The 23,828-nt window shown below is 72.3% G+C and carries 19 protein-coding genes; 6 read left to right on the top strand and 13 right to left on the bottom strand.

What is annotated here, in order from left to right; translation table 11 throughout:
- The first annotated feature begins 16 nt into the window (after window positions 1-16).
- On the top strand, window positions 17-1,408 hold the full coding sequence (locus tag AB0H75_RS23190) for a PLP-dependent aminotransferase family protein (protein WP_367799256.1): 1,392 nt from the start codon (window positions 17-19) through the stop codon (window positions 1,406-1,408).
- On the opposite strand, the gene AB0H75_RS23185 is transcribed toward AB0H75_RS23190, so the two are convergent.
- Together AB0H75_RS23185 and AB0H75_RS23180 are read right to left on the bottom strand one after the other, a co-directional pair.
- Window positions 1,383-2,510, bottom strand: a complete 1,128-nt coding sequence (locus AB0H75_RS23185; RefSeq protein WP_367799254.1) for a DegT/DnrJ/EryC1/StrS family aminotransferase — start codon at window positions 2,508-2,510, stop codon at window positions 1,383-1,385. The two genes, AB0H75_RS23190 and AB0H75_RS23185, sit on opposite strands and share 26 nt — an antisense overlap.
- Window positions 2,507-3,544 (bottom strand): GNAT family N-acetyltransferase, encoded by a 1,038-nt coding sequence (locus AB0H75_RS23180; protein WP_367799252.1) that lies wholly within the window; start codon window positions 3,542-3,544, stop codon window positions 2,507-2,509. Before AB0H75_RS23180 ends, AB0H75_RS23185 begins: the two co-directional genes overlap by 4 nt.
- Before the next feature lie 202 nt (window positions 3,545-3,746).
- Between AB0H75_RS23180 and AB0H75_RS23175 the strand changes: the two genes are divergently transcribed.
- From AB0H75_RS23175 to AB0H75_RS23165, 3 genes are all read left to right on the top strand, one after another.
- Entirely contained in the window at window positions 3,747-4,772 is a 1,026-nt protein-coding gene (locus AB0H75_RS23175) for a phosphotransferase family protein (protein WP_367799250.1), read from the top strand.
- 150 nt (window positions 4,773-4,922) lie between these two features.
- Complete coding sequence (locus AB0H75_RS23170) at window positions 4,923-5,675, top strand: SDR family oxidoreductase (RefSeq protein ID WP_367799248.1); 753 nt, start codon at window positions 4,923-4,925, stop codon at window positions 5,673-5,675.
- Between the two features lie 102 nt (window positions 5,676-5,777).
- Complete coding sequence (locus tag AB0H75_RS23165; protein ID WP_367799246.1) at window positions 5,778-7,175, top strand: xylan 1,4-beta-xylosidase; 1,398 nt, start codon at window positions 5,778-5,780, stop codon at window positions 7,173-7,175.
- Here the strand turns inward: AB0H75_RS23165 and AB0H75_RS23160 are convergent.
- The 11 genes from AB0H75_RS23160 to AB0H75_RS23110 form a co-directional block, all read right to left on the bottom strand.
- Window positions 7,147-8,382 (bottom strand): DUF418 domain-containing protein, encoded by a 1,236-nt coding sequence (locus AB0H75_RS23160; RefSeq protein ID WP_367799245.1) that lies wholly within the window; start codon window positions 8,380-8,382, stop codon window positions 7,147-7,149. The two genes, AB0H75_RS23165 and AB0H75_RS23160, sit on opposite strands and share 29 nt — an antisense overlap.
- A gap of 44 nt (window positions 8,383-8,426) precedes the next feature.
- Window positions 8,427-11,378, bottom strand: a complete 2,952-nt coding sequence (locus AB0H75_RS23155) for a hypothetical protein (RefSeq protein WP_367799244.1) — start codon at window positions 11,376-11,378, stop codon at window positions 8,427-8,429.
- A 143-nt stretch (window positions 11,379-11,521) separates the two neighbouring features.
- On the bottom strand, window positions 11,522-12,838 hold the full coding sequence (locus tag AB0H75_RS23150; protein WP_367799242.1) for a lipopolysaccharide biosynthesis protein: 1,317 nt from the start codon (window positions 12,836-12,838) through the stop codon (window positions 11,522-11,524).
- Window positions 12,831-13,634, bottom strand: coding sequence for a polysaccharide deacetylase family protein (locus AB0H75_RS23145; RefSeq protein ID WP_367799240.1), 804 nt, complete (start codon window positions 13,632-13,634; stop codon window positions 12,831-12,833). Before AB0H75_RS23145 ends, AB0H75_RS23150 begins: the two co-directional genes overlap by 8 nt.
- Window positions 13,631-14,572 (bottom strand): glycosyltransferase family 2 protein, encoded by a 942-nt coding sequence (locus AB0H75_RS23140; protein WP_367799238.1) that lies wholly within the window; start codon window positions 14,570-14,572, stop codon window positions 13,631-13,633. The genes AB0H75_RS23145 and AB0H75_RS23140 overlap by 4 nt, the downstream gene beginning before the upstream one ends.
- A gap of 31 nt (window positions 14,573-14,603) precedes the next feature.
- Window positions 14,604-15,437: a glycosyltransferase family 2 protein gene (locus tag AB0H75_RS23135; protein ID WP_367799237.1), complete on the bottom strand. Its 834-nt coding sequence runs from the start codon at window positions 15,435-15,437 to the stop codon at window positions 14,604-14,606.
- Window positions 15,438-15,597: 160 nt separating this feature from the next.
- Window positions 15,598-16,731: a GNAT family N-acetyltransferase gene (locus AB0H75_RS23130; RefSeq protein WP_367799235.1), complete on the bottom strand. Its 1,134-nt coding sequence runs from the start codon at window positions 16,729-16,731 to the stop codon at window positions 15,598-15,600.
- Window positions 16,728-17,099 carry a hypothetical protein gene (locus tag AB0H75_RS23125; RefSeq protein WP_367799233.1) on the bottom strand — a complete coding sequence of 124 codons (372 nt, stop codon included), beginning with the start codon at window positions 17,097-17,099 and terminating at the stop codon, window positions 16,728-16,730. The genes AB0H75_RS23130 and AB0H75_RS23125 overlap by 4 nt, the downstream gene beginning before the upstream one ends.
- A gap of 291 nt (window positions 17,100-17,390) precedes the next feature.
- Window positions 17,391-19,253, bottom strand: a complete 1,863-nt coding sequence (locus tag AB0H75_RS23120; RefSeq protein WP_367799231.1) for an RNA polymerase sigma factor — start codon at window positions 19,251-19,253, stop codon at window positions 17,391-17,393.
- A gap of 133 nt (window positions 19,254-19,386) precedes the next feature.
- Window positions 19,387-21,162: a substrate-binding domain-containing protein gene (locus AB0H75_RS23115; protein ID WP_367799229.1), complete on the bottom strand. Its 1,776-nt coding sequence runs from the start codon at window positions 21,160-21,162 to the stop codon at window positions 19,387-19,389.
- Between the two features lie 195 nt (window positions 21,163-21,357).
- A complete protein-coding gene (locus AB0H75_RS23110; protein ID WP_367799227.1) occupies window positions 21,358-21,960 on the bottom strand; it encodes a hypothetical protein in 603 nt (200 codons plus the stop codon).
- A gap of 174 nt (window positions 21,961-22,134) precedes the next feature.
- On the opposite strand from AB0H75_RS23110, the gene AB0H75_RS23105 reads away from it, so the two are divergent.
- Both AB0H75_RS23105 and AB0H75_RS23100 read left to right on the top strand, forming a co-directional pair.
- Complete coding sequence (locus AB0H75_RS23105; protein ID WP_367799225.1) at window positions 22,135-22,908, top strand: DUF4184 family protein; 774 nt, start codon at window positions 22,135-22,137, stop codon at window positions 22,906-22,908.
- A gap of 36 nt (window positions 22,909-22,944) precedes the next feature.
- A complete protein-coding gene (locus tag AB0H75_RS23100) occupies window positions 22,945-23,772 on the top strand; it encodes a TrmH family RNA methyltransferase (protein WP_367799223.1) in 828 nt (275 codons plus the stop codon).
- The last annotated feature ends 56 nt before the right edge of the window (window positions 23,773-23,828 follow it).

Raw genomic sequence — 23,828 nt, 5'->3', positions numbered from 1 at the left:
CCAAGGGACCACTTCCGTGCGTAGCTCCATCGACCTGCCGGTCTCCCTCTCGCGGGAGTCCGGCGAGCCGCTCACCGCCCAGCTCGCCGGCTGGTTGCGCCGGGCCATGCTGGACGGCGCGCTGGCGCCCGGCGAGCGGCTGCCGTCCACCCGGGCGCTGGCCGCCCAGCTCAAGGTGAGCCGCACCGTGGTCACCGAGGCATACCAGCAGCTCTACGCCGAGGGGTGGCTGGACGGGCGGCACGGCTCCGGCACGTTCGTGGCCGAGATGGAGGTGGTCACGCCGCCGGGGCAGCCGCGCGAGGCGCCGTACGTGCCCGCCGCGCCCGAGCCGGCCGGCACCTTCATCGACCTCACCGCGGGCCGCCCCTGGGTGCGCGACTACGACCGCGCGGCCTGGAAACGCGCCTGGCGCAGGGCCGGCGAGCTGCCGCCCGGCGCCGATCCCGACCCGGCCGGCCTGCCGCGCCTGCGCGAGCTGCTGGCCGACCACCTGCGCCGGGCCAGGGGCATGGCCGTCGGCCCTGAGAACATCCTGGTCACCCGGGGCACCGGCAACGGCCTCGACCTGTGCGCGATGGCCCTGCTGGGCGCCGGCGCCCGCGCCGGGGTCGAGGACCCCGGCTACCACGTGGCGCGCACGGTCTTCGCGGCCCGCGGCGCGGAGATCGTGCCGTGCCCGGTGGACGAGGACGGCGTCATCGTGGACGGCCTCCCCGGCGACCTGTCGGTGCTCTACACGACCCCCGCCCACCAGTACCCGCTGGGCGGGCGGCTGCCGATCCCGCGCCGCGAGCGGCTGCTGGCCTGGGCGCGCGGCACGGGCGCGACGATCGTCGAGGACGACTACGACGCCGAGTTCCGCTACGACGTCGCCCCGCTGCCCGCGCTCTACGGCCTCGACCCGTCGCGGGTGGTGCTGCTGGGCACGCTGTCCAAGACCCTGTCGCCGGACGTCGGCGTCGGCTGGCTGGTCGGCGCGCCCGAGCTGGTCGCCAGGATCGCCGGGCTGCGCCGCGCCGTGGCCGACCGCACCAGCGGCCCGGTGCAGGAGGCGGTGGCGGTCCTGCTGGAGCGCGGCGACCTCGACCGGCACCTGCGCCGCATGCGCCTGGAGTACGCCCGCCGCCGCGCCGCGGTCGTCGAGCTGCTGGGCCCGGTCTGCCGGCTGCGCGGCGACACCGCCGGGCTGCACGTCCTGGCGGAGCTGCCGGCCGCCGTGGTGCCCGTCGTGGTCGAGGAGGCCCGGCGGCGCGGGGTGCTGCTCGACGCGACCGGCCGCCACCACCACGGCCGCGAGCGGCTGCACGGCCTGGTGATCGGCTACGGCTCGGCCTCGCTGGCCGACGTGCGCCGCGGCTGCCGCGTCCTGGCCGAGGTCGTCAGGCGGGCGGTGGCGGCGGCGTAGCGGGCTCCAGGGCGCGCAGGACGGGCAGCGCGCGGTGGGCGTACACCGGGTCCACCGGAAGCACGTGGCGGGCCCACCAGCGCGCCTGTGCGGGGTCGGGGGAGGGCTCGGCGAAGCCGGGGGCGTAGTCGTCGTACGGCGGGTCGTACAGGTAGCCGACCGACACGCCGTGGCGCTTCAGCTCGGCGATGGCCGCGTCCCGCTCCCGCACCAGCAGCGGCACGCGGAACAACGGCTGGTCGAGGTGGTCGCGCACGGCCGGCGCGACGGCGGGCAGCTCGGCCAGGCGGGCCACGCCGGCCAGCCGCCGGGCGCGCTCGCCGGGCAGCCTGGCCAGCCGCCTCGCCTGGTACCAGTGGACCATCCGGCCCCGGCGGGCGCGGTAGGCGTGCAGGTCGGCGCGGACCCACGGGTCGAACGGCGGCAGCTCGGGGGTCTCCTTGAGCGCCAGCTCCAGCGCGTCGGGGTCGAGGGCGATGCGGTAGCCCACGCGCCGCTCCTGCAGGCCGAGGGCGCGGGCGACGGCGAGCGCCGGGCGCACCAGGCCGAGCCGCAGCGCCCCCTGGCGGGCCATCGAGGTGGTCACGGAGAGCAGGTCGGCGCGCAGCGAGCCGGGGGCCAGCAGCTCGTCGCGGGCGCGGGCCAGGGCCCGCAGGTCGGACTCGTGCTCCACGGCCAGCACGCCGCCGGAGCCCGCCCCGGGATGCTTGGAGAGGCTGAAGACCCCCGCCTGGCCGAACGTGCCCAGCGGGCGGTCGCCGAGCCGGGTCTCCATGGCGTGGGCGACGTCCTCGACGAGGATCTTGCCGGTGAAGGCGGCGACGCGGTCGGGCAGGCCGTAGAGGTTGGTGGTCAGGACCGCGTCCACCGTGTCGAGGTCGACCCGGGCGGCGTCGATGTTGCCGTCGCGGGGGTCGAGCGGCGCGATGACCGGCCGCAGGCCGGCGGCGAGCACCAGGAAGAGGATCTCGTCGGCGGAGATCGGTGACATCAGCAGCCGCTGCCCGGGCGTGCACCAGTGCCGAAGCGCCAAGTAGAGACCCAGGCGGTTGGACGGTAGCGGCAGGCAGTGACGACCCGTGCGCTCTGCGATGTGTTTCACCGCTGCATAACGGTACGGAAGCGTCCGTAGGTTTTCAATGCCTTGTCGGCGGTTTTGAGCAGAAGAGGGTTGGCCATGACGGTTGCCCGGGTCTTGCGTACCGGGACGCGCATCATCCAGTGGAAGCCCGCCGCCGCGCTGGCCGTGGCCACCCGGCCCTCGGCCACCTCCAGCTCGCCGGTCTTGAGCTTGTCCTTGTACTCCTTCTGGCCGCGTCCCATGTCGATCATCGCGATCCCGGACGCGGCGGCCCGCTCGGCCATGTGCAGGTGCTGGATGAGGCCGGGGGAGTACTTGGCGAAGCGGGTGTCGTAGGCGGGGAACCAGCCGACCAGCGTGGTGCGGGTGCGGATGCCGAAGTGCCCGGCCACCGGCTCGTCGTCCACGTAGACCATGTCGAGCACGCCGGCGAAGGTGTCGGAGCGCGTGGCCTGCAGCCGCTCGACCAGCTCGACGATCCACTGGTGGGCGAACCTGTCGGTGCGGCCGGTGCGGCGGTACTGGTCGGTCTTCCAGCCGAGCAGCGTGTGCAGCGGCTCCAGGGAGGCGATGGCGTAGTCGTGGCGCAGCGTCCCGGCCTCGCGCTGGAGCTTGCGCTCCTTGGCCAGGGTGCTCTTGTAGGTCTTGCCGGAGTGCTCCTTCAGGAACTCCGTGTAGGGCGCGTAGCCGTCGCGCAGGTCGATGACCGGCGACGGGTAGCGCTCGTGGTGCGGGCCCATCAGCGGCTGGCCGGAGACCAGATGGTCGAACTCGTAGACGGCCAGCCCGCAGTCCTTGATGAGCCGGCGCGCGTCGATCTCCAGGTCCTTGGCGTGGACCAGCCCCTGCGCGTCGGTCAGGCCGGCGGCCACGGGCTTGCCGATGCCCAGCGGGTGGCGCTCGAACGGGAAGAACCCGACGATCTCCGGGCCGTCGTACAGGACGGCCACCCGGACCTGGTCGCGGAGCCCGCCCACGGTGATCGTGAACTCGGGCGACAGGAAGGGGTTGTCGAAGACGGGATCGGCGTCCTGCAGAGCCCGCCATCGGCTCACTTCGGAGGGTCCCAGCTCACGAGGGAGGGCAAGGGTGACGCGCATGAGCTCCTACTGACGACCGTACTCTGCTTCCACGGGGGATCAGATCATACGTACTGCCCAGATTAAAGGGTCTCAGCCGATGCCATCACCGCAGGTCCGGAACGTTACATAACTCCCAGCTGGCCTTCAGGACCGAGTGACGTTCTAAGGTGTGTCCATGACCGTACCTGGCATCGACCGGCCCCGCCTGGTCGAGTGGATGGGCCGCAACGTGCCCGACGCCGGCGAGCCCTTGTCCGTCTCCCTCATCTCGGGTGGCAGGTCCAACCTGACCTACCTCGTCGAGGCCGCCGGGCGCCGGCTGGTGCTGCGCCGCCCGCCGCTCGGCCACGTGCTGCCGACCGCGCACGACATGCGGCGCGAGTGGCGCGTCATCTCCGCCCTCGCGCCGACGCCGGTGCCGGTGCCCGAGCCGGTCGCGTTCTGCGCCGACGAGGACGTGATCGGCGCGCCGTTCTACCTCATGGGCCACGTGGACGGCACCGCCGTGCGCGCCCGCGAGGAGCTGGGCGACCCGGCGCCCGAGCGGGCCCGGCGGCTGTCGGAGCGGCTGGCCGAGGTGCTGGCCGCCATCCACGCCGTGGACTACCGCGAGGTGGGGCTCGGCGACTTCGGGCGGCCCGAGGGCTACATGTCCCGGCAGCTCGACCGGTGGTGCCAGCAGTGGGAGCGGTCGAAGACGGCGGACCTGCCCGAGTACGACCGGCTCGTGCGGCGGCTGCGCGACCGGCTGCCCCCCGAGGCCCCCGGCACGCTCGTGCACGGCGACTACCGGCTGGACAACACCCTCGTCCGCCTCGCCGACATGGAGATCCTGGCCGTGGTGGACTGGGAGATGTCCACGCTCGGCGACCCGCTGGCCGACCTGGGGCTGACGCTGACCTACTGGCACAGCCGCGGCGACGACGAGCGGGCGGGCATCCCGGTGGCCGGCGACGCCACCCTGGCGCCCGGGTTCCTGGACGTGCCCGAGTTCGCCGCCCACTACGCCAAGGTGTCGGGGCGGGAGATCACCGACCTCGGCTTCTACCTCGCCTTCGGCAACTTCAAGCTGGCGGTCATCATCGAGGGTATCCACGCCCGCTTCCGCCAGGGTAAGACCGTGGGGGAGGGGTTCGACCGCATCGGCGCGGCCGTGCCCACGCTGATCTCCCGCGCGCACCGCACGCTCGACCAGGGCTGACCCGCCCGCCGACCGCCACCGCCGACCGCTACCGCTACCGCCACCGCCGACCGCTACCGCCACCGCCGACCGCCACCGCCACCCGCCGACCGCCGGCCGCCATCCGCCGACCGTCGGCCCGCCCAGCCCGCCCGACCCCCAGGGAGCGCCATGAGCACAGTTGCACTGATCACCGGAGCGGCGAGCGGCATCGGCGCCGCCACGGCCCGGCGCCTGTCGGCGTCCGGAGCCCGGTGCGTCCTCGTCGATCTCGACGCCGAGGGGGTGGAGCGGCTGGCGAAGGAGGTCGGCGGCGCGTGGCTGGCCGCCGACGTCGGCGACGACGCGGCCTCGCTGGAGGCCGTGGCCCTGGCCGAGAGCCGCTACGGGCGGCTGGACCTGGTGCACCTCAACGCCGGCATCACCGGCCGGGTGGACCTGGCCGACTTCGACCTGGAGCGCTACCGGCAGGTCGTGGGCGTCAACATGGACGGGGTGGTCTTCGGCGTGCGCGCCGCGGTGCCGCTGCTGCTGCGCTCGGGCGGCGGGGCCGTCGTGGTCACCGCCTCGCTGGCCGGCCTCGTCGGCTTCGCCGGCGACCCGGTCTACACCATGACCAAGCACGCCGTGGTGGGCCTGGTCCGGGCGCTGGCCGAGCCGCTGGCCGCCCAGAACATCCGCATCAGCGCCGTCTGCCCGGGCTTCACCGACACGCCGCTCGTCGCCGCGGCCAAGGAGATGTTCACCAGCGCCGGGTTCCCGCTGCTCACGGCCGAGGACGTGGCCGCCGCCGTCGAGTCCGCGTTCTACACCGACACGCCCGGCACGCTGCTCATCGTCCAGCCGGGGCGGCAGCCGGTGCCCTACCGCTACGCCGGGGTGCCCGGACCGGCCGGCGGCCAGCGCCCCCCGAGCGTCGAGTGACCGGCCGGTGGCAAGTCGCATGCAAGCGGACCGGTTAGGTTAAGGAGGGCCAGGCTGCAGCCCGGCCCTCATCCACGTCCGCGACCTCGTGAGGAGCCTCCCGTGATCCCGACCGACGGCCGGCACGCGCGCCGGCGATCGCCCTGGCCCATCGCCGTGGGCGCGGGCATCCTCGCGGTCGTCCTGGTCGCGGGCATCATGGTCTACACCTCGATGCACTCCAAGACCCGCGAGGACGGCGGGTTCGCCGGCAGCGAGGTCGCCACCGGCCAGCCCGCCGCGCCCGCCCCCACCCTGGAGGCGCCGCCCATGCTCGACTCCTGGCCGCGGTGGGGCGTCACGCACACCCAGTACAGCGCCGACAACGAGCCGGCACCGGTCGCCGAGCAGGCCAGGGGCCTGTTCGGGCGGGTGCCGATGGTGCAGAACCAGCACATCATGGGCTGGGGCGTGGGCAACCCGGAGCCGAGCCCCGGCCAGTACAACTTCCGCGACCTCGACCGGCGGCTGACGTTCATGTCCTCGTCGCGGGCGGTGCCCGTCATCACGCTGTGCTGCGCGCCCGACTGGATGAAGGGCGGGCAGGCCGGGCGTACCGACTGGAGCAAGAACCACACCGTCGCGCCCGAGCCCGAGCACTTCGACGACTTCGCCGCGCTGGCCGCGCGGGTGGCCCGCCAGTACCCGACGGTCAAGCACTACATGGTGTGGAACGAGTTCAAGGGCTTCTGGGACACCACCGCCAACCAGTGGGACGCCCGCGGCTACACCGAGATGTACAACAAGGTCTACGACGCGCTGAAGAAGGTGGACAAGACCATCCAGGTGGGCGGGCCTTACATGCCGATCGGGAGCAGCTCGGGCGCGTCCGGGACGTCGGAGCTGAGCGGGTCCTGGGGCACGGTGGACCAGCGGGCGCTGGACGGGATCAAGTACTGGATCCAGCACAAGAAGGGCGCCGACTTCATCGTCGTGGACGGCGCCACCATGACGACCGACAAAGGGAACGTTCCCGACGACTTCGCCGCCGTGGGCAAGTTCGGCGCGATCACCGCCTGGCTGCGCGAACAGAGCGGCGACCTGCCGGTCTGGTGGGCCGAGTGGTACGTCGAGCCGGAGAACTCCGGCTGGAACGAGGACAAGCGCACGGCGGTGCAGGCGGCGGCCCTCATGGAGTTCGCCAGGAGCGGCGTGACCACCGCCCTCTACTGGAACCCGCAGCAGAAGGGCGCGGGCGAGTGCCCCGGCTGCCTGTGGACGCCCAACGAGGGCGGCGAGCTGCCGATGGCCGGGCTGCTGAGCGGCTTCGCCAAGTGGTTCCCGTCGGGCGTGCCGCTCGCCGGCGTCCAGGTCTCCGACCCGCGGGTCAAGGCGCTGGCCCAGGAGCGCCAGATGGTGCTGGTGAACACGGCGGGCGAGCAGGTGACGGCCACCGTGGACGGCCGCCAGGTCGGCCTGGCCCCCTACGAGATCAAGTGGTCGGGCCGGGGCGGGGAGTGACCTCCGGCCTGCGCCAGTACGTCAGGTAGCGCAGCCACCACTCCACCGGCCCGTACCGGCGCCGCCCGAGCCACCAGTGGCTGTAGACGACCTGGCAGGCGAAGACCGCGCAGGCGATCAGCACCTCCCGCGGCGGGCTGACCCGATCCACCAGCGCGAGGCCGTACCCGGTGAAGACCAGCGAGCAGATCAGCGACTGCGCCAGGTAGTTGGACAGGGCCATCCGGCCGGGCGCGGCCAGGGCGTGGGCGACGCGCGGCAGGTGCGGCAGCAGCCGCAGGAATGTGGCCGCGTACGCCGCCGCCAGCAGCGGGGCGGTCACCAGGTCCACCGCCTCGCCCCAGAACTTGTGGACGGTCCCGTTCCAGGCCGACGCGGTGTAGAAGAGCGAGCCCGCCAGGCCCACCGTGAAGCCCGTCCACTGCAGGCGGCGCAGCACGGCCACGTGGGAGGCGGGGTCGCGCAGGGCGCCGAGCTTGCCCGCCGCCAGGCCGACCAGGCAGGCGGCCAGCACCGCCGGCCCCTGGAAGAGCACGCGCAGGACGAGGATCAGGGACAACTTGCGCAGGTGCTCGGAGACGATCTGCCCGGCCGTCCCGCCCAGCGCGGTGTCCGCCTGGCGGGCCTCCAGCGCCGTCTCCGCGACCCTGTGGGTCACGTCCAGCCCCGCCGAGGTCAGGACGGCGAGCAGCGCGAACGCGAGCGCCAGCAGCACCGTCAGGCCCACGGCGAGCAGGATCGCCGTCCTGGGCGTGATCCGGCGCAGCGCCAGCAGGGCGAGACCGGCCACCGCGTACGTCGTCAGGATGTCGCCGGGGAACAGCAGCACCGCGTGCGCCAGCCCCAGCAGGAACAGCCCGCCCAGCCGGCGCAGGAACATCGGCACGAAGCGGTGGCCCCGCCGGGCGGCCGAGCCGAGCTGGAGCGTGAAGCTGTAGCCGAACAGGAAGGAGAACAGCAGGTAGAACTTGTTCTCCAGGAACAGCGTCACGCCCCAGCGCACGCCCCAGTCCAGCGGCGCGTCGAACGCGGGCTCCGCCAGCCCGGCCATCCGGTAGCCGGAGGCCAGGAAGGCGATGTTCACGACAAGGATGCCCAGCAGGGCGAAGCCCCTCAGGGCGTCGACAGAAGCGATCCGCGCGGCCACGACGGGGGTGGCGGCCGGTGGCGCGTCCAGGATGGCAGGATGTGTCTTGTGTGTCCTCATCGCAGGGCTTATCATCCCGCACAACCTGAGCGTTTCCTGGGAATTCAGTTATTTTGTGAGATGTAGATGAAGCGCTCGATGATCACGGCGAATGCCACCACAAAGGACGGTACCGCCAGATAGAGCAGCCGCCTGCGGGTCTTCCTGGCCCGGTCCGGGCCGTTGAGGCGGATGATCTCGTACCCGAAGAGCGCCACCCACGTCAGGCCCAGCGCGGCGATGCCGACCGGGGTCCAGGGCGAGGTCGGATCGCCGGCTCCCGACTTGTAGGGACGGGGGTCGGGCGTCTCCGTGCCGCGCACGAACTTCTTCCACGTGTAGAGCGCCGCGTCCTCGTTGGCGAAGACCCGCTTGAGGTCCGGCGAGGCGTCCAGCGCCGCCCGGAACCGCTCGCCCCAGTCGGCCGGATAGCCCTCGTTGAGCTGCAGGTAGCTCACCTGGCCGCGGCTGACCATCAGGTACGAATTACGCGGCTGCTCGCGCAGCGCCTTGACCGCGTCCGCGATGAGCGTCGGGTCCTTGTGGACCAGCGCCTGCACGTTGAAGGTGGCGATCTCGACGTCCCGCTCGCCCCACGGCAGGGTCGGCGTGACCTCCGGGCCCAGCTTGGGCACCAGGTAGAGCACGCGGGCGCTCGGCTTGTCGTGCTCGTAGACGTAATGCAGCGCCGCCACCTCGCCGGTGGTGACCCGCTCGAACTTCTCGTTGCCGTAGCGCGCCAGCAGGAACGCGAACGCGAACAGCACCGCGAAGCAGGCCGCGAGCACGACCGAGACCTTCCTGGTGAGCTGCGGGTTGAAGCGCACGTTCCGCCGGCGCAGCGGCACCGTCTCCTCGCGCACGTCGGCGCTGTCGGCCGGCAGGTTGGGGAAGAAGGCGTACGCGGCCAGCAGGCAGGCGCCCGGCAGCGCGAACATGTAGATCCGCAGGCCGATCTCGCCGCCGTAGCTCTGCAGGCCGAGCGCCAGCACCGGCACGCACAGCAGGATCAGCGCCGACCGGTCGAACACCCCGCGCCGCAGCCGCCGCAGCAGCCCGGTCGCCGCCAGGCTGAGGATCACCACGAGGATGCCGAGCCGCGCCTGCAACACCATCGCGTGGGCCGGGTCGGTGCCCTCGATGCGGTCGCCGGTGTTGCTGCGCAGGTTCTGCAGGATGTTGCCCAGGCCGCCGAAGATCGTGTCGATCTGGCTGGACCAGAAGCCGACCGTCATGTAGCTGATCCAGGCCAGCACCGCCAGCCCGAGGAAGAACGGCAGCGCCCAGGTCAGCGAGGTCCGCTTGAAGATCAGGAACGCCGTCACCACGCCGAGCATCATGAACGGCGTGATCTGGTGCGAGGCCACCGACGCCAGGAACAGCGCCACCAGCAGCATGAGCATGAGCAGCTTGTCGGCGCGGTAGGTGCCGGTGTTGGCCAGCTCGCCCGGCGTCATGGCGTCCAGCCTGCCGAGCAGCCTGCGCAGCCCCTTGGCGGGGACCGGCTTGGTGCGCGGCTCCACCCGTCCGAACCAGCGCAGCAGGATCGCCACCCACGCCAGGTACAGCGCGAACGTGAAGCCCTGCGGCGAGAAGTAGTCCTGGCCGATCCACTGCACGAGGACGAACAGCAGGGCCGCGAACCAGCGCGCCCGCGTCGTCGCCACCACCTGGCGGAGGATCAGGACGAACGGCAGCAGATAGAGCAGGTTGGACAGGAGCGGCGTCCACTGGAGGATCGTCGTCATGTCCTGGATGCCGGCCGCCTTCGTGACGAACGCGAACAACGCGAAGAAGCCGGGCCAGCCCATGCGGGCGTCGATGCTGATGGCGCTCTCGCCGGTCCTGCTGATGAACTCCACGAAACCGGCGTGGATGTAGGCCGTGGGGAAGCGCGGCTCCGCCGCCACCAGGGCACCCGCGCCGTGCAGCGCGAAGGTGATGGCGGCGATCTGGAACAGCAGCAGGAACTTGCGGTCCGTGCTCTGGGCGACCGTGACGAAGAACGACACGATCATGATGAGGATGGCCAGGAACGCCGTGGCGGGCAGGGCCGAGATCAGGCCGAGACCGTCGATCTCCTGGGGATCCACGCCGCGGAAGGGCCCCGGGGGGACCTTGAGGGCGAGGACGTACATGGCCAGGCCCTCGAGCACCAGCACGACCGGAAGCCACTTGGGCGCACCCGCCAGCAACGCCCCGAACCACCCGCCCGGCCCCTTGGCCCGCACGGGCGCGGGAGCGGGGGCGGGGGCGGGCTCGGGCGTGGACGCGGGCACAGGAGCGACCGGAGATACCTCCGCCTCCACCGCCTCCACCGCTTCCACCGCCGTCATCAGCGCGGTGGGCAGCGTGTCGTCCTCCGGCGTGGTCTCGTCCCTCGGGGGTGTCCCGTCTCCGGGCGCGGGCGCCGGCTCCTCGGTGCCCGCTGGGGACGGCTTCCCCGCCCGCGTCCCCGACGACCCGGCCTCCGCCGGAGCCTCGCTCTTCGTCGTGTCGTCCCCTGCCTGTGCGGGAGGGGTCGTTCCGGTGGCGGGTGTCTTCCGGGCGGGACGGCCCGGCTCGGTGACGGGCGTGCTGGAATCACCGGCGGTGCTCTTCAAGCCGACGGCGGGCCCCTTCGGGACGGCGCGCGTCGTCTCCGCCGCGGACGGCCCCTCGGCCGTCGGGTCCTCTCCTGCGGGGCCCTCGCCCACCGGAGCCTCGTCCTCGGGCGTGTCGGCCCTCGGGGCCTCGCCTGCGGGGTCGGGGTGCTGGATGGGCATGGAGACCGTGCCCGCGGTCGCCGGGTCGTCCGTCGCCGGGTCGTCCGTCGCCGGGTCGTCCGTCGTCGGCGGGTGGCCGATGCGGAGGGGGCCCGGGATGCGGAAGGTGATGGTCTGGTCGGCGGCGCGCTCGTCGGCGTCGCTCTCCTCAGGGGTGTCCGTGCCGGCCGGCTCATCGGGGGTGCGGTCGGCGGGCCCCTCGTCGAACGTCAGCTTCGGGATGATCCCGGTAGCGTCCGGATCGAAGGGCACGTCCGACTCCTCCTTGTCCCCATGCATATCGGGGTCCCCATGCATGTCGGGGTCCCCATGCGGGTTCGGTTCCTCGTGTACGTCCGCGGACCCGGTGATCCCCTTTGTCCTGCCATCGCCGTCCCGTTGCCTCACGCTGACCATCATGAGGCCCCGGACAACCCCTGGGTGACAGTCTCGCGCCCGGTTTGGTCGAATTTGAGAATTTTACGTAGCTTTCCAAAGATCAAAAGTGCCATGAGCAGCTCGCTGAAGAGCAGCCCGAACCCCACGGCGTTCACGCTCGCGAACGGGAACAGCACCAGCGTGGAGACCAGCACGAGCACGGCGAGCCCGATCTGCACGGCCGCCAGCGCCCGCGCCCTGCTCTGCGCCCGCAGCGCGCTCAGGTACACCTCGATCAGCACCCGCGGCAGCACGGCCAGCGACATCAGCCGCAGCAGCAGCGTGCCCTCCTCGGCGAACTCCGAGCCGAAGATGGTCAGGATCAGCGGCGCCCCCAGGATCGCCACCGCGATGATCGGCGTCACGATCATGAACGCCCGCCGCAGCGCCCGCCGGCAGTTCTCGGCCAGCCGCGCCTGGTCGAAGGAGCCCTCGACGGTCAGCGACACGGCCATGTTCATGGCCAGCAGCTCGATCATGCTGGCCAGCGTGTGGGCCATCGAGAAGCGCCCGAAGGTGGCCTCGCCCACCTGCGTGGCGACCACCACGGGCACCAGGTAGACGATCGCCAGGATGGACAGCGTCCCCGGGAAGTCGCCGGCCAGGAAGCGCCCGATCTCCGGCAGCCGCGGCGGCTCCTGCGCCGGGTCGGCCTGCTTGACGTGCCGGGGCACGACGAAGCCGAAGATCAGCCAGTTGACCGGGATGAGCGCGAGCGCGGTCGGGATCATCCAGGAGACGAAGATCCCGCCCTCGGGCAGCGCGCCCGCCAGCGCGACCAGCAGCCCCATCTTGACCACGCCGAAGACGAGGTTGTTGAGCGGCACGAAGGTGGCCCGGCGCAGCCCGGTCAGCACCACGTCCTGCAGCGTGAACACGGCCCACACCAGCACGGACGCCAGGAAGAACAACCCGGGCCCGAACCCGCCCAGCACCTGGTACGTCTTGCCCCACATCGGCAGGGTCAGCAGGAAGCCGAGCGCCGCCACCCCCCCGGTGGCGGCGGCCAGCCCGTACCCCCTGAGGATCAGCTCGGGGGTGCGGCGGCCCGCCACCGGCAGGTAGCGGGCCAGCGCGCCGACGAAGCCCAGCGCGGTCAGCGACGCGAACAGCCGCATCGCGGTGATGACGGCCTGCCCGCGCCCGAACTCCTCGGGCGTGTAGTAGTGGGCCGCCAGCAGCCAGTAGCCCATGCCGAGCACGCCGGTGACGACGGTGTTCGCCATGAGGGCGTAACCCTGGCGGAAGAGCGGGTTGCGCAGATCGTGGAGGATCCTGCTCCGGATGCTAGACATTGCCGCGCACCCGCCGCAGCCCGTACCTCGTGCGCCGCACGACGGCGTACCCCTTGGTGAGGACGCGCTCGCGCAGGTAGATGAGGGGTACGGCGTTGCCTTCGACGGCGCGCTTGAACATGGTGATGGTCGTGCCCCTGCCGACCGTCAACCGGGGGATGGCGAGCATGTCGTGGCGATCGGCGGCGATCGCGTTGCTCACGGCGCAGGCGGCGAAGTATCCGGCCTTGCGTACTTCGCGGCGTACGCGGGCGCTGCTGTACCCGTACGGGTAGGCCATGGTGGCCACCGGTGCGCCGATCTTGTCCTCCAGCAGGCCCTTGTTCCTGCGCAGCTCCTGCCGCAGCTCCTCGTCGCGGAGCTGGTCGAGCTGCGGATGGCTGTGGCTGTGGCCGCCGATCTCGATGCCGGTCTGGGCGGCCTCGCGCGCCTGGCCCCAGGAGAGCATGGCGTCCAGCGGCCGGCCCGCGGCCTCGGTGCCCGCGTCGGCGACCCAGCCGCTGGTCAGGAAGACCGTGGCGGGGAAGCCGTAACGCTCCAGCAGCGGCAGCGCGTGGCTGTGGAAGTCGGCGTAGCCGTCGTCGAAGGTCAGCACGACCGGTTTGTCCGGCACGCTGTGACCGTCGGTCCTGTTGAGCGCGGCCACCAGGTCGCCCAGGGTGAGCGGGGTGAAGCCGGCGCCCTTCAGGTGATCGAGCTGCTCCTCCAGGTCGGCGGGGCGGACCGCGTGCGGCCTGGTCCCGTCGTTCGGCGCGTCGGTGACGGAGTGGTACATCAGGATCGGTACGCGGATCATGACCGGGCCGCCTTCAGCCGCGCGGTGCCCACCGCGTAGCCCCACGCCGTCCAGACCAGCCCGACGACGATCGCGCCGGCGCGGCCGAGCCCGCCGAGGTCGCCGCGCAGCGCCTCGCCGACCCCGCGCAGCGCGCCCAGCGGCAGCGTCTTGAACGCGTGGGCGCGCTCGCTGGACAGCCCGTCCTGCGTGCCGACCTCCTGCGTCACCAGGGCCTTCGACAGCCCCTCGGCGTAGCAGCGCGACCTGAAGTACGCGAATCGCTCCCGCGCCGCCGGCACCTTGTGGCCGATGACCGCGCGCGGCTCGAACAGCATGACCGAGCCGGGCTTGCGCTGGCTCAGCCGGATGCAGAACTCGGTCTCCTCGCACCCCAGCGGGCGCGACTTGCGCCCCTGCACGCTGCGCCCGATGCCGCTGTGGAACCCGCCCACCTCGGACACGGCGTCGCGCAGGAAGGCGGCGTTGCCGCCCATGACGTTGCGGATCGGCGCCCGCACCTCGGGCATGCCCCGGTAGGTGCAGCCGACCGTCCAGTCGAACTCATGGGGGAACCAGCCGGGCCGCCGCCCCGAGGCCCACAAGGGCTCGGTGCGGCCGCCCACGCCGACCACGCCGGGTTCCTGGAAGCCCTCCTCCAAAGCCTCCAGCCATCCCGGACCGGCCACCGCGTCGTCGTCGAGGAAGGCGACGATCTCGCCGTTGGCGGTCTCGACGCCGGTGTTCTTGCCGCCGGACAGCCCCTTCTCGTGGACGTTCTCCACCACGATGGCCTGCGGGTACTCGCGCTTGAGCTTGAGGTGCAGGTCGGGGTTGTGGTCGACCACCAGGATCAGCTCGTGTGCCGGGCGTGTCTGGTTCTCGACCGACTCGACTGCCTGCCTGATGTCCTCCCACCGTTCCTCGGTGTAGACGCAGATGACAACAGACGTGTTCACAACGTTCCTCTTTATGGGGGTTCGCAGGGAGTTACGCGACACCCCGGTCGGCGGCGGGCCGGGCCGTCGGCTCGGGCTGCGGAGTGCCGGGCTGGCGGCGCCACTCCTTCAGGATGGTCTTGAGGACGCGGAAGCCGTCCCGCACGACGTGCAGGTTGCTCTCGCCGTGGATGCGGTTGCGCTCGTGGCTCGGCACCTCGTGCACCTTCAGCCCGGCCTTGGCCGCCCGCACGTTCATCAGCGTCTCGACCTCGAAACCGTCGCAGTCGAGGTTGAGCACGTCCAGGTGGCGGGCCCAGAAGGCGTTGTAGCCGTAGCACAGGTCGGTGTACTTGGTGTTGTACATCACGTTGACGATGCCGGTGAGGATCTTGTTGCCCAGGCGCCGGTTCAGCGTCAGGTCGTCGCTGCCGCCACCGGAGGCGTACCGCGAGCCCTTGACGAAGTCGGCCCCGGTCACCAGCGCGCCCACGAAGTTGATGATCTCGCGTCCGTCGGTCGAGCCGTCGGCGTCGATCATCACGATGATGTCGCTGGTGCAGGCGGCGAAGCCGGCGGCCAGGGCGTCGCCCTTGCCCTTGCCCGTCTGGGTGACGATCTTGACGTTGGGACGCAGGCGCTTGGCCACCGCCACCGTGTCGTCGGTGGAGTTGCCGTCGACGAGCACGATCTCGTCCACCCACTGCGGGATCGTGGCGAAGACGTGCGGCAGGTTCTCCGCCTCGTTCATCGCCGGGACGACCACGCTCACCGTCGGGGAAATGGCCACGTGCGGTGTGACGGGGGTGAAGCTGGAGGGCGGTGGCATGGAGCGGAGGGGCGAGGCGTGGACCTTGCCGTTGTGCTTGGTGATCTCGGGACTCATGGCGAGGAATATCCTTCCGGGACCCTCCCTTGCGAGCCGGACGGAGCCGCCCCCGGGTGCTGCGGGGACGACGATGCCGGTGAAGGGTGCATCGGAGGGTCCTGTGGAGTGAGGGTGTACGGGGGTGCCGTGCTGCTGGGGGATGCTGCTGTGGGAGCGGTCAGCGCGCTCCCGTCGCTTCGTTCGCTACTGCGTTGGGCGGCTCCTGTTGCTGCTGCATCGAGGTGCGCACCCGACCGAAGCCCTTCAAGACACGGTCGGCCGCCTTATAGAGAGACGGTCGGTCCATGACAATTGTTCGGGCCTTGTTGAAGGGAGTTCGGCCCATCCAGTGCACGGCCGCCGAGGGGGACGGACGTGACACGCGGCCTTCGGCGACGTACAAGGTGCCGCTCTTCAGCCAGTCCTTGTACTCCTTGCCGCCCTTGCCCATGTCCACCATGTGCAGACCCGACTTCGCGGCGGCCTCGGCCATCTGCAGATGGTGGACGATGCCGGGCGAGTACCGGGCGTACTCGGTGTCGTAGGCGGGGAACCACCCTACAAGGGTGGTGGCCGTACGGAGACCGAAATGTCCGGCGACCGGGACGTCACCGGCATACAGCATGGTCAGCACGCCCGCGAAGTCCGATGAGTTCTCGGCATGCATCATGTCGGTCAGCTCGACGATCCACGGCTGGGCGAAACGGTCCACCCGGCCGGTGCGCCGGTACTGGTCCGACTTCCACGCCAGCAGGATCTTCAGGACCTCGGGATCGGGCGAGGACCAGGCGAAGCGCAGCTCGCCCTGCTCGCGGCCGAGCTTGCGCTCCTTGTAGCGGACGGTCTTGAGGTTCTTGGGGGAGTTGGCCTTCACCTGCTCCAGCCAGGCGTCGAAGCCCGCGGTGAAGTCCATGACCGGGGCCGGGCGCACGTCCTGCTCGTACGGGGCGAACGTCGGCTGGCCGGCCACCAGGTGGTCGAAGTCGAAGACGCTGAGCTTGCAGGCCCGCAGCAGGGCCTTGGCGTCGAGCCGCAGGTCCGGGCCCGCGATCAGGCCGTGGCACGTGGTCAGGAAGCCGCCGAGCGGCTTGCCGATGCCGAAGCTGTGCCGCTCGTAGGGAAAGAAGCCGGCGATCCGGCCGCCGTCGGTGATGACCGCCACCCTCACGTAGTCGCGCAAGCGGTCCATCGCGACGGCGAACTCGACCGACAGGAACGGGTTGTCCAAGCTGGGGTCGGCCTTCTGGAGCTCGCGCCATCGGGCCCGCTCGGACTCGCCGAGCTCTCCCGGCCGGACTACCTGGATGTTCACCTTGCCCTGGCCCCCTGTTCGGTCTGCATGTTCTTCCCCCGGTACAAGACGCGGAGCACGTACATGAATCCACCCAGCACGGCGACGGTCGCCACGCCGGCCCTCGGGGACCACGCGCCGAAGAGCAACATGGCCTCGGCGAGCAGGACGTTCATGACGAGACTTGCCGCGGCTCCGACGGACAGCGCCGCCAGCGGGTCACGATCACGCAACAGTCCCACCACGGCCGCTCCCGGTACCACCAGCAGGAACAGGGAGATCAGGAAGGGCCGCAGCGGCGTCTGGATGTCGAGCAGGGCCACCACCGCTCCCGCGACACAGGCCAGCCCCACCACCCAGGCGAGGGCCCTGCGGTGTTGCTTGAGCATCTTCCTTCGTCTCTCTTCTGCACTCGACTGGCTACAGCGCGATTGATCGCCAGTTCATGGGACCAATCCGCGCCCGGACACGTCAATGCCGACGCTTGGCGACGCGCTCCGGTTTACCGGCAGGCCGAGATTTATTGTGTGACCTTCAACACACGGTCAAGCGTTCTCCTGCCCCGGCGCGGTCTCCAAGCACACCAGAATGCCCTACCTAGTGCCGGATTCACGAGCCGGGGGTCCGCTTTATCACCATATGTCGCTTAAATGTGAGTCTCCTGTGAGTTGGTGCCCGCTTTACTCCTCTTTCCCTCCCACCATCGCGGAAGTGGACATGCCGGTCGGGGAGGGCGGGGGCTCGGAGGGCGTGGGATCGGGATCGCGGTCGTCGCCGGGCGGGCCGGAGGGATCGGGCCGGTGGCCGTCCCAGGTCAGGGTGCAGCTCGCGGTGCCGCCGTTCGAGGTGAACGCCACCCGGCCGGTGCCCGCGCCGGTGAGATCGGTCACCGTCACCAGGATCCGCGCCGAGCGTCCGGCCTTGATCGATCCGCTCGCGGGGGAGACCTCCAGCCCCCGCGAGGCGGTCGCCACCCAGGACACGGCGGCGCCGCGGGCGCTGAGCGCGATCCTGGCCGCCTCCTCGACGTCCCCGGGGCAGGAGACGCCGAGCCGGGCGGCGGGGAGCGGGCGGCGCGAGGCGCGGGCCGGCGCCCGGGTGGGCCGGGCGGCAGGCCGGGTGGCGGGCCGGGCGGCCGGGGGCGTGGCCTCGGAGCGGTCACCGGACGTGGGCCGGGGGGAGGGCGAGGGGGTCCCCGGCGTCGCTGGGGGCGTCAGGCCGTGCCGGTCCGGCACCGGGCCGGAGGCCGGGCGGTCCTCGTCCGCGGGCGGCGCCGGTGAGGTGGGCGCGAGCCGCGGCGCCGTCGTGCCGGCCGCCCCGCGGCCGTCCACCCCGCCGTCCAGCACGCCCTTCGGTACGCCGCCGTTCAGCATGATCACCGTGCTCGTCGCCACCAGCACGCCCGCGCCGGCCAGCACCACCGGCGCGAGACGCCGCCCGCCGCGCCGCCCGCGCCGTCCGCCCGCCCTGCCCGCTTCGTCCGGCCCGCCCGCCCTGCCCGCTCCGCCTGCTCCGCCCGCCCTGCCCGCTTCGCCGGGCCCGCCCGCCCTGCCCGCTCCGCCTGCTCCGCCTGCCCTGCCCGCTTCGCCGGGCCCGCCCGCCCTGCCCGCGCCGCCTGCGCCGCCTGCTCCGCCTGCCCTGCCGGGCCCGTCGGGCCCGTGGCGGCGCGAGCGGCGGCCGCTCGCCGCCGGAAGGCCGGCCTTGCCCGCCGTCGGGAAGCCGGCCCGGTCGAAGCCGTCCCCGCGCTCCATGATCAGCGTGCGGGCCTGCTCGTGCTCGGGGCCGAGGCAGGTCTCGACCACCCGGCGGCGCAGGGAGAGCGGCGGGTACGCGACCGGCACCAGGTCGAGCAGCCGCCCGGCGTCCACCTGGAGGCGCCGCCGCTCGGTGCACACCTCGCAGCCGCCGATGTGCCCGGACAACCGCCGCCGCAGCAGCGGGGTGAGCGGCCCCTCCCAGGAGTCCACCATCGCCGACAGGTCCGGGCAGTGCGCCCGGCCGGTCCTGGCCAGCACCACGGCCGCGGCCGCCAGCTCCAGGCGCTCGCGGGCCCTGCCCAGCCGGGCCGCGGCCTGCCGCGAGGTCAGCGCCAGCACCGCGCCCACCTCGGACGCGGTGAGGCCGTGGCGCAGCGACAGCTCCAGCACCTCGCGGTCCACGCCCCCCAGGTCGCCCAGCGTCTCGTGCACCAGGTCGGCCAGCTCGGGGTCCGGCTCCCGGTCCCGGTCGGGCAGCGGCGGGTCCTGCGGCGGCGTGCCGCGGTGCGCCAGCCGGGCGCCGACCTGGGAGCGGGTCAGCGCGTACAGCCAGGGCCGCAGCCGGGCCGGCTCCTTCAGCCGCTCCACCCATCCGTGGGCGGTGACCAGGGCGTCGTGCACGGCGTCGGCGGCCGGCTCGGGCTCGCCCGCCAGGCGGCAGGCGTAGTCGTGGAGCCGCTCGCCGTAGGCGTCGAAGAGCCTGGCGGGGGCGCCGGTGTCCGCGTGCCGCAGGGCCTCCGCCAGGTCGTGGTCATCGGCGCGATCGATGCGCGGCCATCCGGGCACGGACTTCCTCCCCGAGGTAGACGGGCACGTGAGCCCCACGCGGAGAGGACGCGTCCCTGTTCGGGAGGGTTCGCCCGCCATGCCCATCAGGCATGGCGGGCGGCGGGATCACCTCGGGGGATCGGCCCGGGGATCAGCCGTCGCAGTTCGGCGTGCAGAGGCGGCGTTCCATGCCCTGGAGGAAGAAGTCCCGCACCTGAAGGACGTCCTTGGCGATGTACGCCTCCCCGCCCGTGGCCCTGGCCAGCGCGTCCATCTGCTGCTTGCCCTTCTCGGCCTCCGGCCCGAAGGCGATGAGCAGGATGCTGATCGGCCGCTTCGGGTTGTAGGTGCTCCTGAGGAACTGCAGCAGCCCGGCGTTGGACAGGCCGCCGTCGGGGTCGTCGTTGCCCGCGCCGTCCGTCAGGATCAGCAGCGTGTTGATCTTGTCTTCCTTGTACGTCCTGGTCAGCTGCGTGTAGGCGGCCTTGACCGTGTCGTTCAGCCCGGTGTCACCGGTGGCCTTGGCCTGGATCTGGGCGAACGTCCTGACCAGGATGTCCTTGCGCAGCGTGCCGTTGATCTGCTCGCTGACCGGCCCGACCGTGACCAGCTCCTTCCAGTCCCGGCCGCGCTCGTCGAGATGGGTGGAGAACGTCCACAACCCCATCTCGGAGTCAGGGGGGAAGAGGCCGAGCCCCTCGGTGGCGATCTTGTTGATGGCCTGCATGCGGGTCATGCCCGTGCCCGGCACCGGCAGCGCCATCGTGCCGGAGACGTCGAGCAGCGTGAGCAGCCGGGTGCCGAGGTTCAGCCGGGACCAGGTCTGCACCATCCGCGCCACGGCCGCCGCGTCGGGCGGGGTGAGGGCCTGCGGCGCGGCCGGCGTGAAGCCCTTCTCCTTCGACAGCGCGTCGCCGGCCTTGCCGTCGGTGCTGCGGAAGCCCGCGTCGCGCAGGACCTTCTTGGCCGGCTCGCCGGTCAGCTCCTTCTTGAAGCCGGCCGCCGCCTTGAGCGTCTGCGGGTCCTTGGTGAGGACCATGATCGGGTAGTCGAGGCTGAGCGTGCCCTCCTCGGGGTAGAGGGCGATGACCGGCGCCTCGGGCTTGCGCGTGTTGTGGGAGTAGACGGCCTGCTCCGAGGCCACGCCCACCGGCACCCGGCTGCCCGACTTCACGGTGAGGCTGGCCAGCAGCGCGGAGGAGTCGGAGGCGAGCTGCCCCGACAGCTCCTTCAGCGCGCCCACCAGCGCCTTGTCCTGCTTGGCCGCCTTGGCGGCGCCCGCCGCGGCCATGAGCGCGGCGAGTCCGGCCGAGCTCTTCTGCGGGTCGAGGGCGAGCACGCGGACCTTCCTGCCGGGGCCGTCCACGTTGGCCACGTTCGCCGCCTCGATCATGGCGGTCCAGCTCGGCTTGAGCGTGCCCTCCAGCTTCGCCGCCGACGTCCTGGCCGTCGCCAGCACCACGGGGGACAGCGCGACGGAGCCCTCCGGCTGGGGCAGCTCGGCGCCGCCGCTGCCGGTCGCGCGCACGCTCTCCAGCAGCAGGCTGGAGTCGGCCACCCAGAAGTCGGCGCTCGCCTTGCCCGCGGCCAGCGCGTTGGCGGTCCTGGTCGCCGGCTCCTTGGCCACCGTCACGTCCACGCACTTGCTGTCGATGGAGTGCATGGCCTTGTTGTAGTTACCGGCGATCTTGTTGAGCGCCGGCTGGATGTCGGGGGTGGCGACGACGCGCAGCGGGAGCTTGCCGCCCGAGCAGTCGTGGTCGCGGTTGAAGATGACGAACGCGGCCACACCGAGGAGCACGGCCAGCGCCACCGCGCCGGCCAGCGGGACGAGCACCCGGCCCCGGCTGGTGCGCGCCCTCCGGCGCGAGGGGGGTTCGCTGGCCCGGTATCCGCCGTCGAGCTCGTCTGTGCGGTGTCGCCCCACGATGTCCTCTTCGGTGTGTCGAGACCTTCCGGAGACCCTAGAGGGAGATGCTCCGCAATACTCGGGGAACGATACTCGGTGCGGTCATTGGTGCAAAACACCCCTTTTGGTGCGCTGATGACGCGCTGTGACCGGGCGGGGCCGATGTGGGGCCGGTGCGGGGCCGGTGCGGGGCCGATGTGGGCCGATGTGGGGTCAGTGGCAGCAGGCGTGGCCGTGCCAGGCCCGCGCGCCCTCGCGTGCCGCGACCGCCGCGAGCGCCACCGCCATCGCCGGATCCGCCCACCACCAGCCCAGCGTGTTGAGCCAGAGCCCGGCCAGCACCCCGGCCGCCATGGCGCCGCAGATGAGGTTCTGGGTGCCCTCGCCCGCCGTCGCGGCCGAGCCCAGCCGCCGGCCGAGCCGCCGCTTGGTCAGGCCCAGCAGCGGCATGCCGACCAGGCTGACCGCCGTCACCGCGACGCCGAGCGCGCTCGGCGCCGCCCGCTGCCCCTCGCCGAGGTCGTAGGCCACGTGCACCACCAGGTAGGGGGCCAGCAGCCAGCAGCTCACCGCGACCGCCCGCCGGGCCGTGCCCTCGGCGCGCGGCGACAGCGTACGCGAGCCGGTGAACCGCCACAGCACGATCAGGCTGGCCGCCGCCTCCACCAGCGCGGACAGCGCCCATCCGATGAGCGCCACCGAGTGCGCCGCCACCCCGGCCATCAGGCCGAGCGTGCTCTCGGCGCCCAGCCAGGCCAGCGTGACCAGGGCCAGGACGCGGGCCGCGCGGGCGTCGCCCAGCCATTCGGCCGACACCGAGGGACGCTCATGAATCCGCTGGTCAGGCACCACGAACCTCCGAACTTTCCGGCTGTCGGGCCGCCGGCCGCGATGAGTGATGTACCCGTCACCCTATGTGATTGCGGGACACCCCCGGCAAAGGATGGTCAAGATCGAGCCGATAATGAGGGCTCACCCCGGGGAGGATCCATGCCGTTCACGCCCGCGCACATCGCGGCGGTGGTGCCGCTGATCTCGGCGGCCCGGGTGCGCCGGCTCGCCGACCCGTGGGCCCTGGCCGCCGGCGCGATGGCGCCCGACCTGCCGATCTTCCTGCCGTTCCTGCCCGACTACGCCGACTGGCACTCCTGGATCGGCGTGCTCACCATCGATCCAGCCGCGGCCGTGCTGCTGGTGCTCCTGTTCCACCACCTCCTGCGCGACCCCCTGATCGCCCTGCTGCCGCCCGCGCTGGCGGGCCGGGCCGCGCTGCTGTCCCCCGGCCGGCTCCGGCTGCCGTCCGTATTGGCCGGGGCGGTGATCGGCGCGGCCACCCACGTGGTCTGGGACTCCTTCACCCACTCCACGGGGCCCGTCCGGTGGGGCGGCTGGTTGTCGGCCGAGGTCTTCGGGGTGCTGCCGCTGTTCCGGTTCCTGCAGTACACCTCCTCGGCGATCGGCCTGGCCGTCGTCGTGTGGTGGGCGTGGCGGGGCCTGGCCAGGATGGCGCCCGCGCCGGTGCCGGAGCGGCTGGCGATCTCCGCGCGGGCCCGCGCCGGCGTGCTGGCGGCCTGCGCGGCGGGCGTCGTCGCCGGGGCGCTGCTGTGGCCCCTGGTGGACGAGCCCAGCCCGGCGCTCGGCCTGCCCAGCGTGATCACCAAGACCGGCGCGGGCACGGTCGTCGGCCTGTGCCTGGTCCTGGCCTGCTACGCCACGCTCTGGCAGGTCAGGCGGCGCGGCCCGGCCGTGCCGGGCGGTGCGTGAGCGCCGGCAGTATCGAAGCGCTGGCAGTATCGAGAGGTGCTTGAGTACGTCACCGACGCCGACGACCCGCGCCTTTCCGACTACACCCGGCTGCGGGACGTCGAGCTGCGCAAGAGCCTGGAGGCCGAGCGCGGCCTCTTCCTCGCCGAGGGCGAGAAGGTCATCAGGCGCGCCATCGGCACCGGCCACCCCGTCCGCTCGGTCCTGACCACCCGCCGCTGGCTGCCCTCCCTCGCCGACGTCCTCGGCGACGCCCTCGTCTACGTCGTCAGCGACGAGATCATGTCCGGCATCGTCGGCTTCCAGGTGCACCGCGGCGCGCTGGCCTCGATGGAGCGCCTTCCGCTGCCGTCCGTGGCGGGCCTGCTGGCGGGCCTGCCGGCGGGCGGGGCGCGGCGGCTGCTGGTCCTGGAGGACCTGGTGGACCACGGCAACGTCGGCGCCATCTTCCGGTGCGCCGCCGCGCTGGGGGTGGACGGGATCGTCCTGTCCCCGCGCTGCGCCGACCCGCTGTACCGGCGGGCGGTGAAGGTGTCGATGGGAGCGGTGTTCTCGATCCCGTACGCGCGGATGGACGACTGGTTCACGGGGCTCGACCAGCTCCGCGCGGCGGGCTACCGCACGCTCGCGCTGACCCCCGACCAGGCCGTCACCCCTTTGGACGCCGTCAAGCTGACGGACCGGGTGGCGCTGCTGCTGGGCTCGGAGGGCGACGGTTTGTCGTCGCGATGGCTGGAGGAGGCCGACGAGCCGGTGTGCATCCGGATGAGCCCGGCCGCGATGGCCTCAGGGGTGGACTCCCTCAACGTGGTGGCCGCCGCGGCCATCGCCTGCCACGGCCTGATGCGGAACGGCGGCTCTTGACCTTGCCGCCGGCGTCAGGGCTGGACGATCGCGGCATGAGCCTCACCTCATCGCCG

The organism is Nonomuraea sp. NPDC050783 (genome assembly GCF_040802095.1).
Classification (GTDB): Bacteria; Actinomycetota; Actinomycetes; order Streptosporangiales; family Streptosporangiaceae; genus Nonomuraea.
The sequence above is the reverse complement of the archived record's forward strand: the minus strand, read 5'-3'. Positions and strand labels throughout refer to the sequence as shown.

What these genes read in the sequence shown, in the direction of transcription:
- AB0H75_RS23150 (WP_367799242.1), bottom strand. Translation starts at nt 12,838, where the DNA reads ATGTCTAGCATCCGGAGCAGGATCCTCCACGATCTGCGCAACCCGCTC.
- AB0H75_RS23135 (WP_367799237.1), bottom strand. Translation starts at nt 15,437, where the DNA reads ATGAGTCCCGAGATCACCAAGCACAACGGCAAGGTCCACGCCTCGCCC.
- AB0H75_RS23160 (WP_367799245.1), bottom strand. Translation starts at nt 8,382, where the DNA reads ATGAGGACACACAAGACACATCCTGCCATCCTGGACGCGCCACCGGCC.
- AB0H75_RS23125 (WP_367799233.1), bottom strand. Translation starts at nt 17,099, where the DNA reads ATGCTCAAGCAACACCGCAGGGCCCTCGCCTGGGTGGTGGGGCTGGCC.
- AB0H75_RS23170 (WP_367799248.1), top strand. Translation starts at nt 4,923, where the DNA reads ATGAGCACAGTTGCACTGATCACCGGAGCGGCGAGCGGCATCGGCGCC.
- AB0H75_RS23145 (WP_367799240.1), bottom strand. Translation starts at nt 13,634, where the DNA reads ATGATCCGCGTACCGATCCTGATGTACCACTCCGTCACCGACGCGCCG.
- AB0H75_RS23105 (WP_367799225.1), top strand. Translation starts at nt 22,135, where the DNA reads ATGCCGTTCACGCCCGCGCACATCGCGGCGGTGGTGCCGCTGATCTCG.
- AB0H75_RS23175 (WP_367799250.1), top strand. Translation starts at nt 3,747, where the DNA reads ATGACCGTACCTGGCATCGACCGGCCCCGCCTGGTCGAGTGGATGGGC.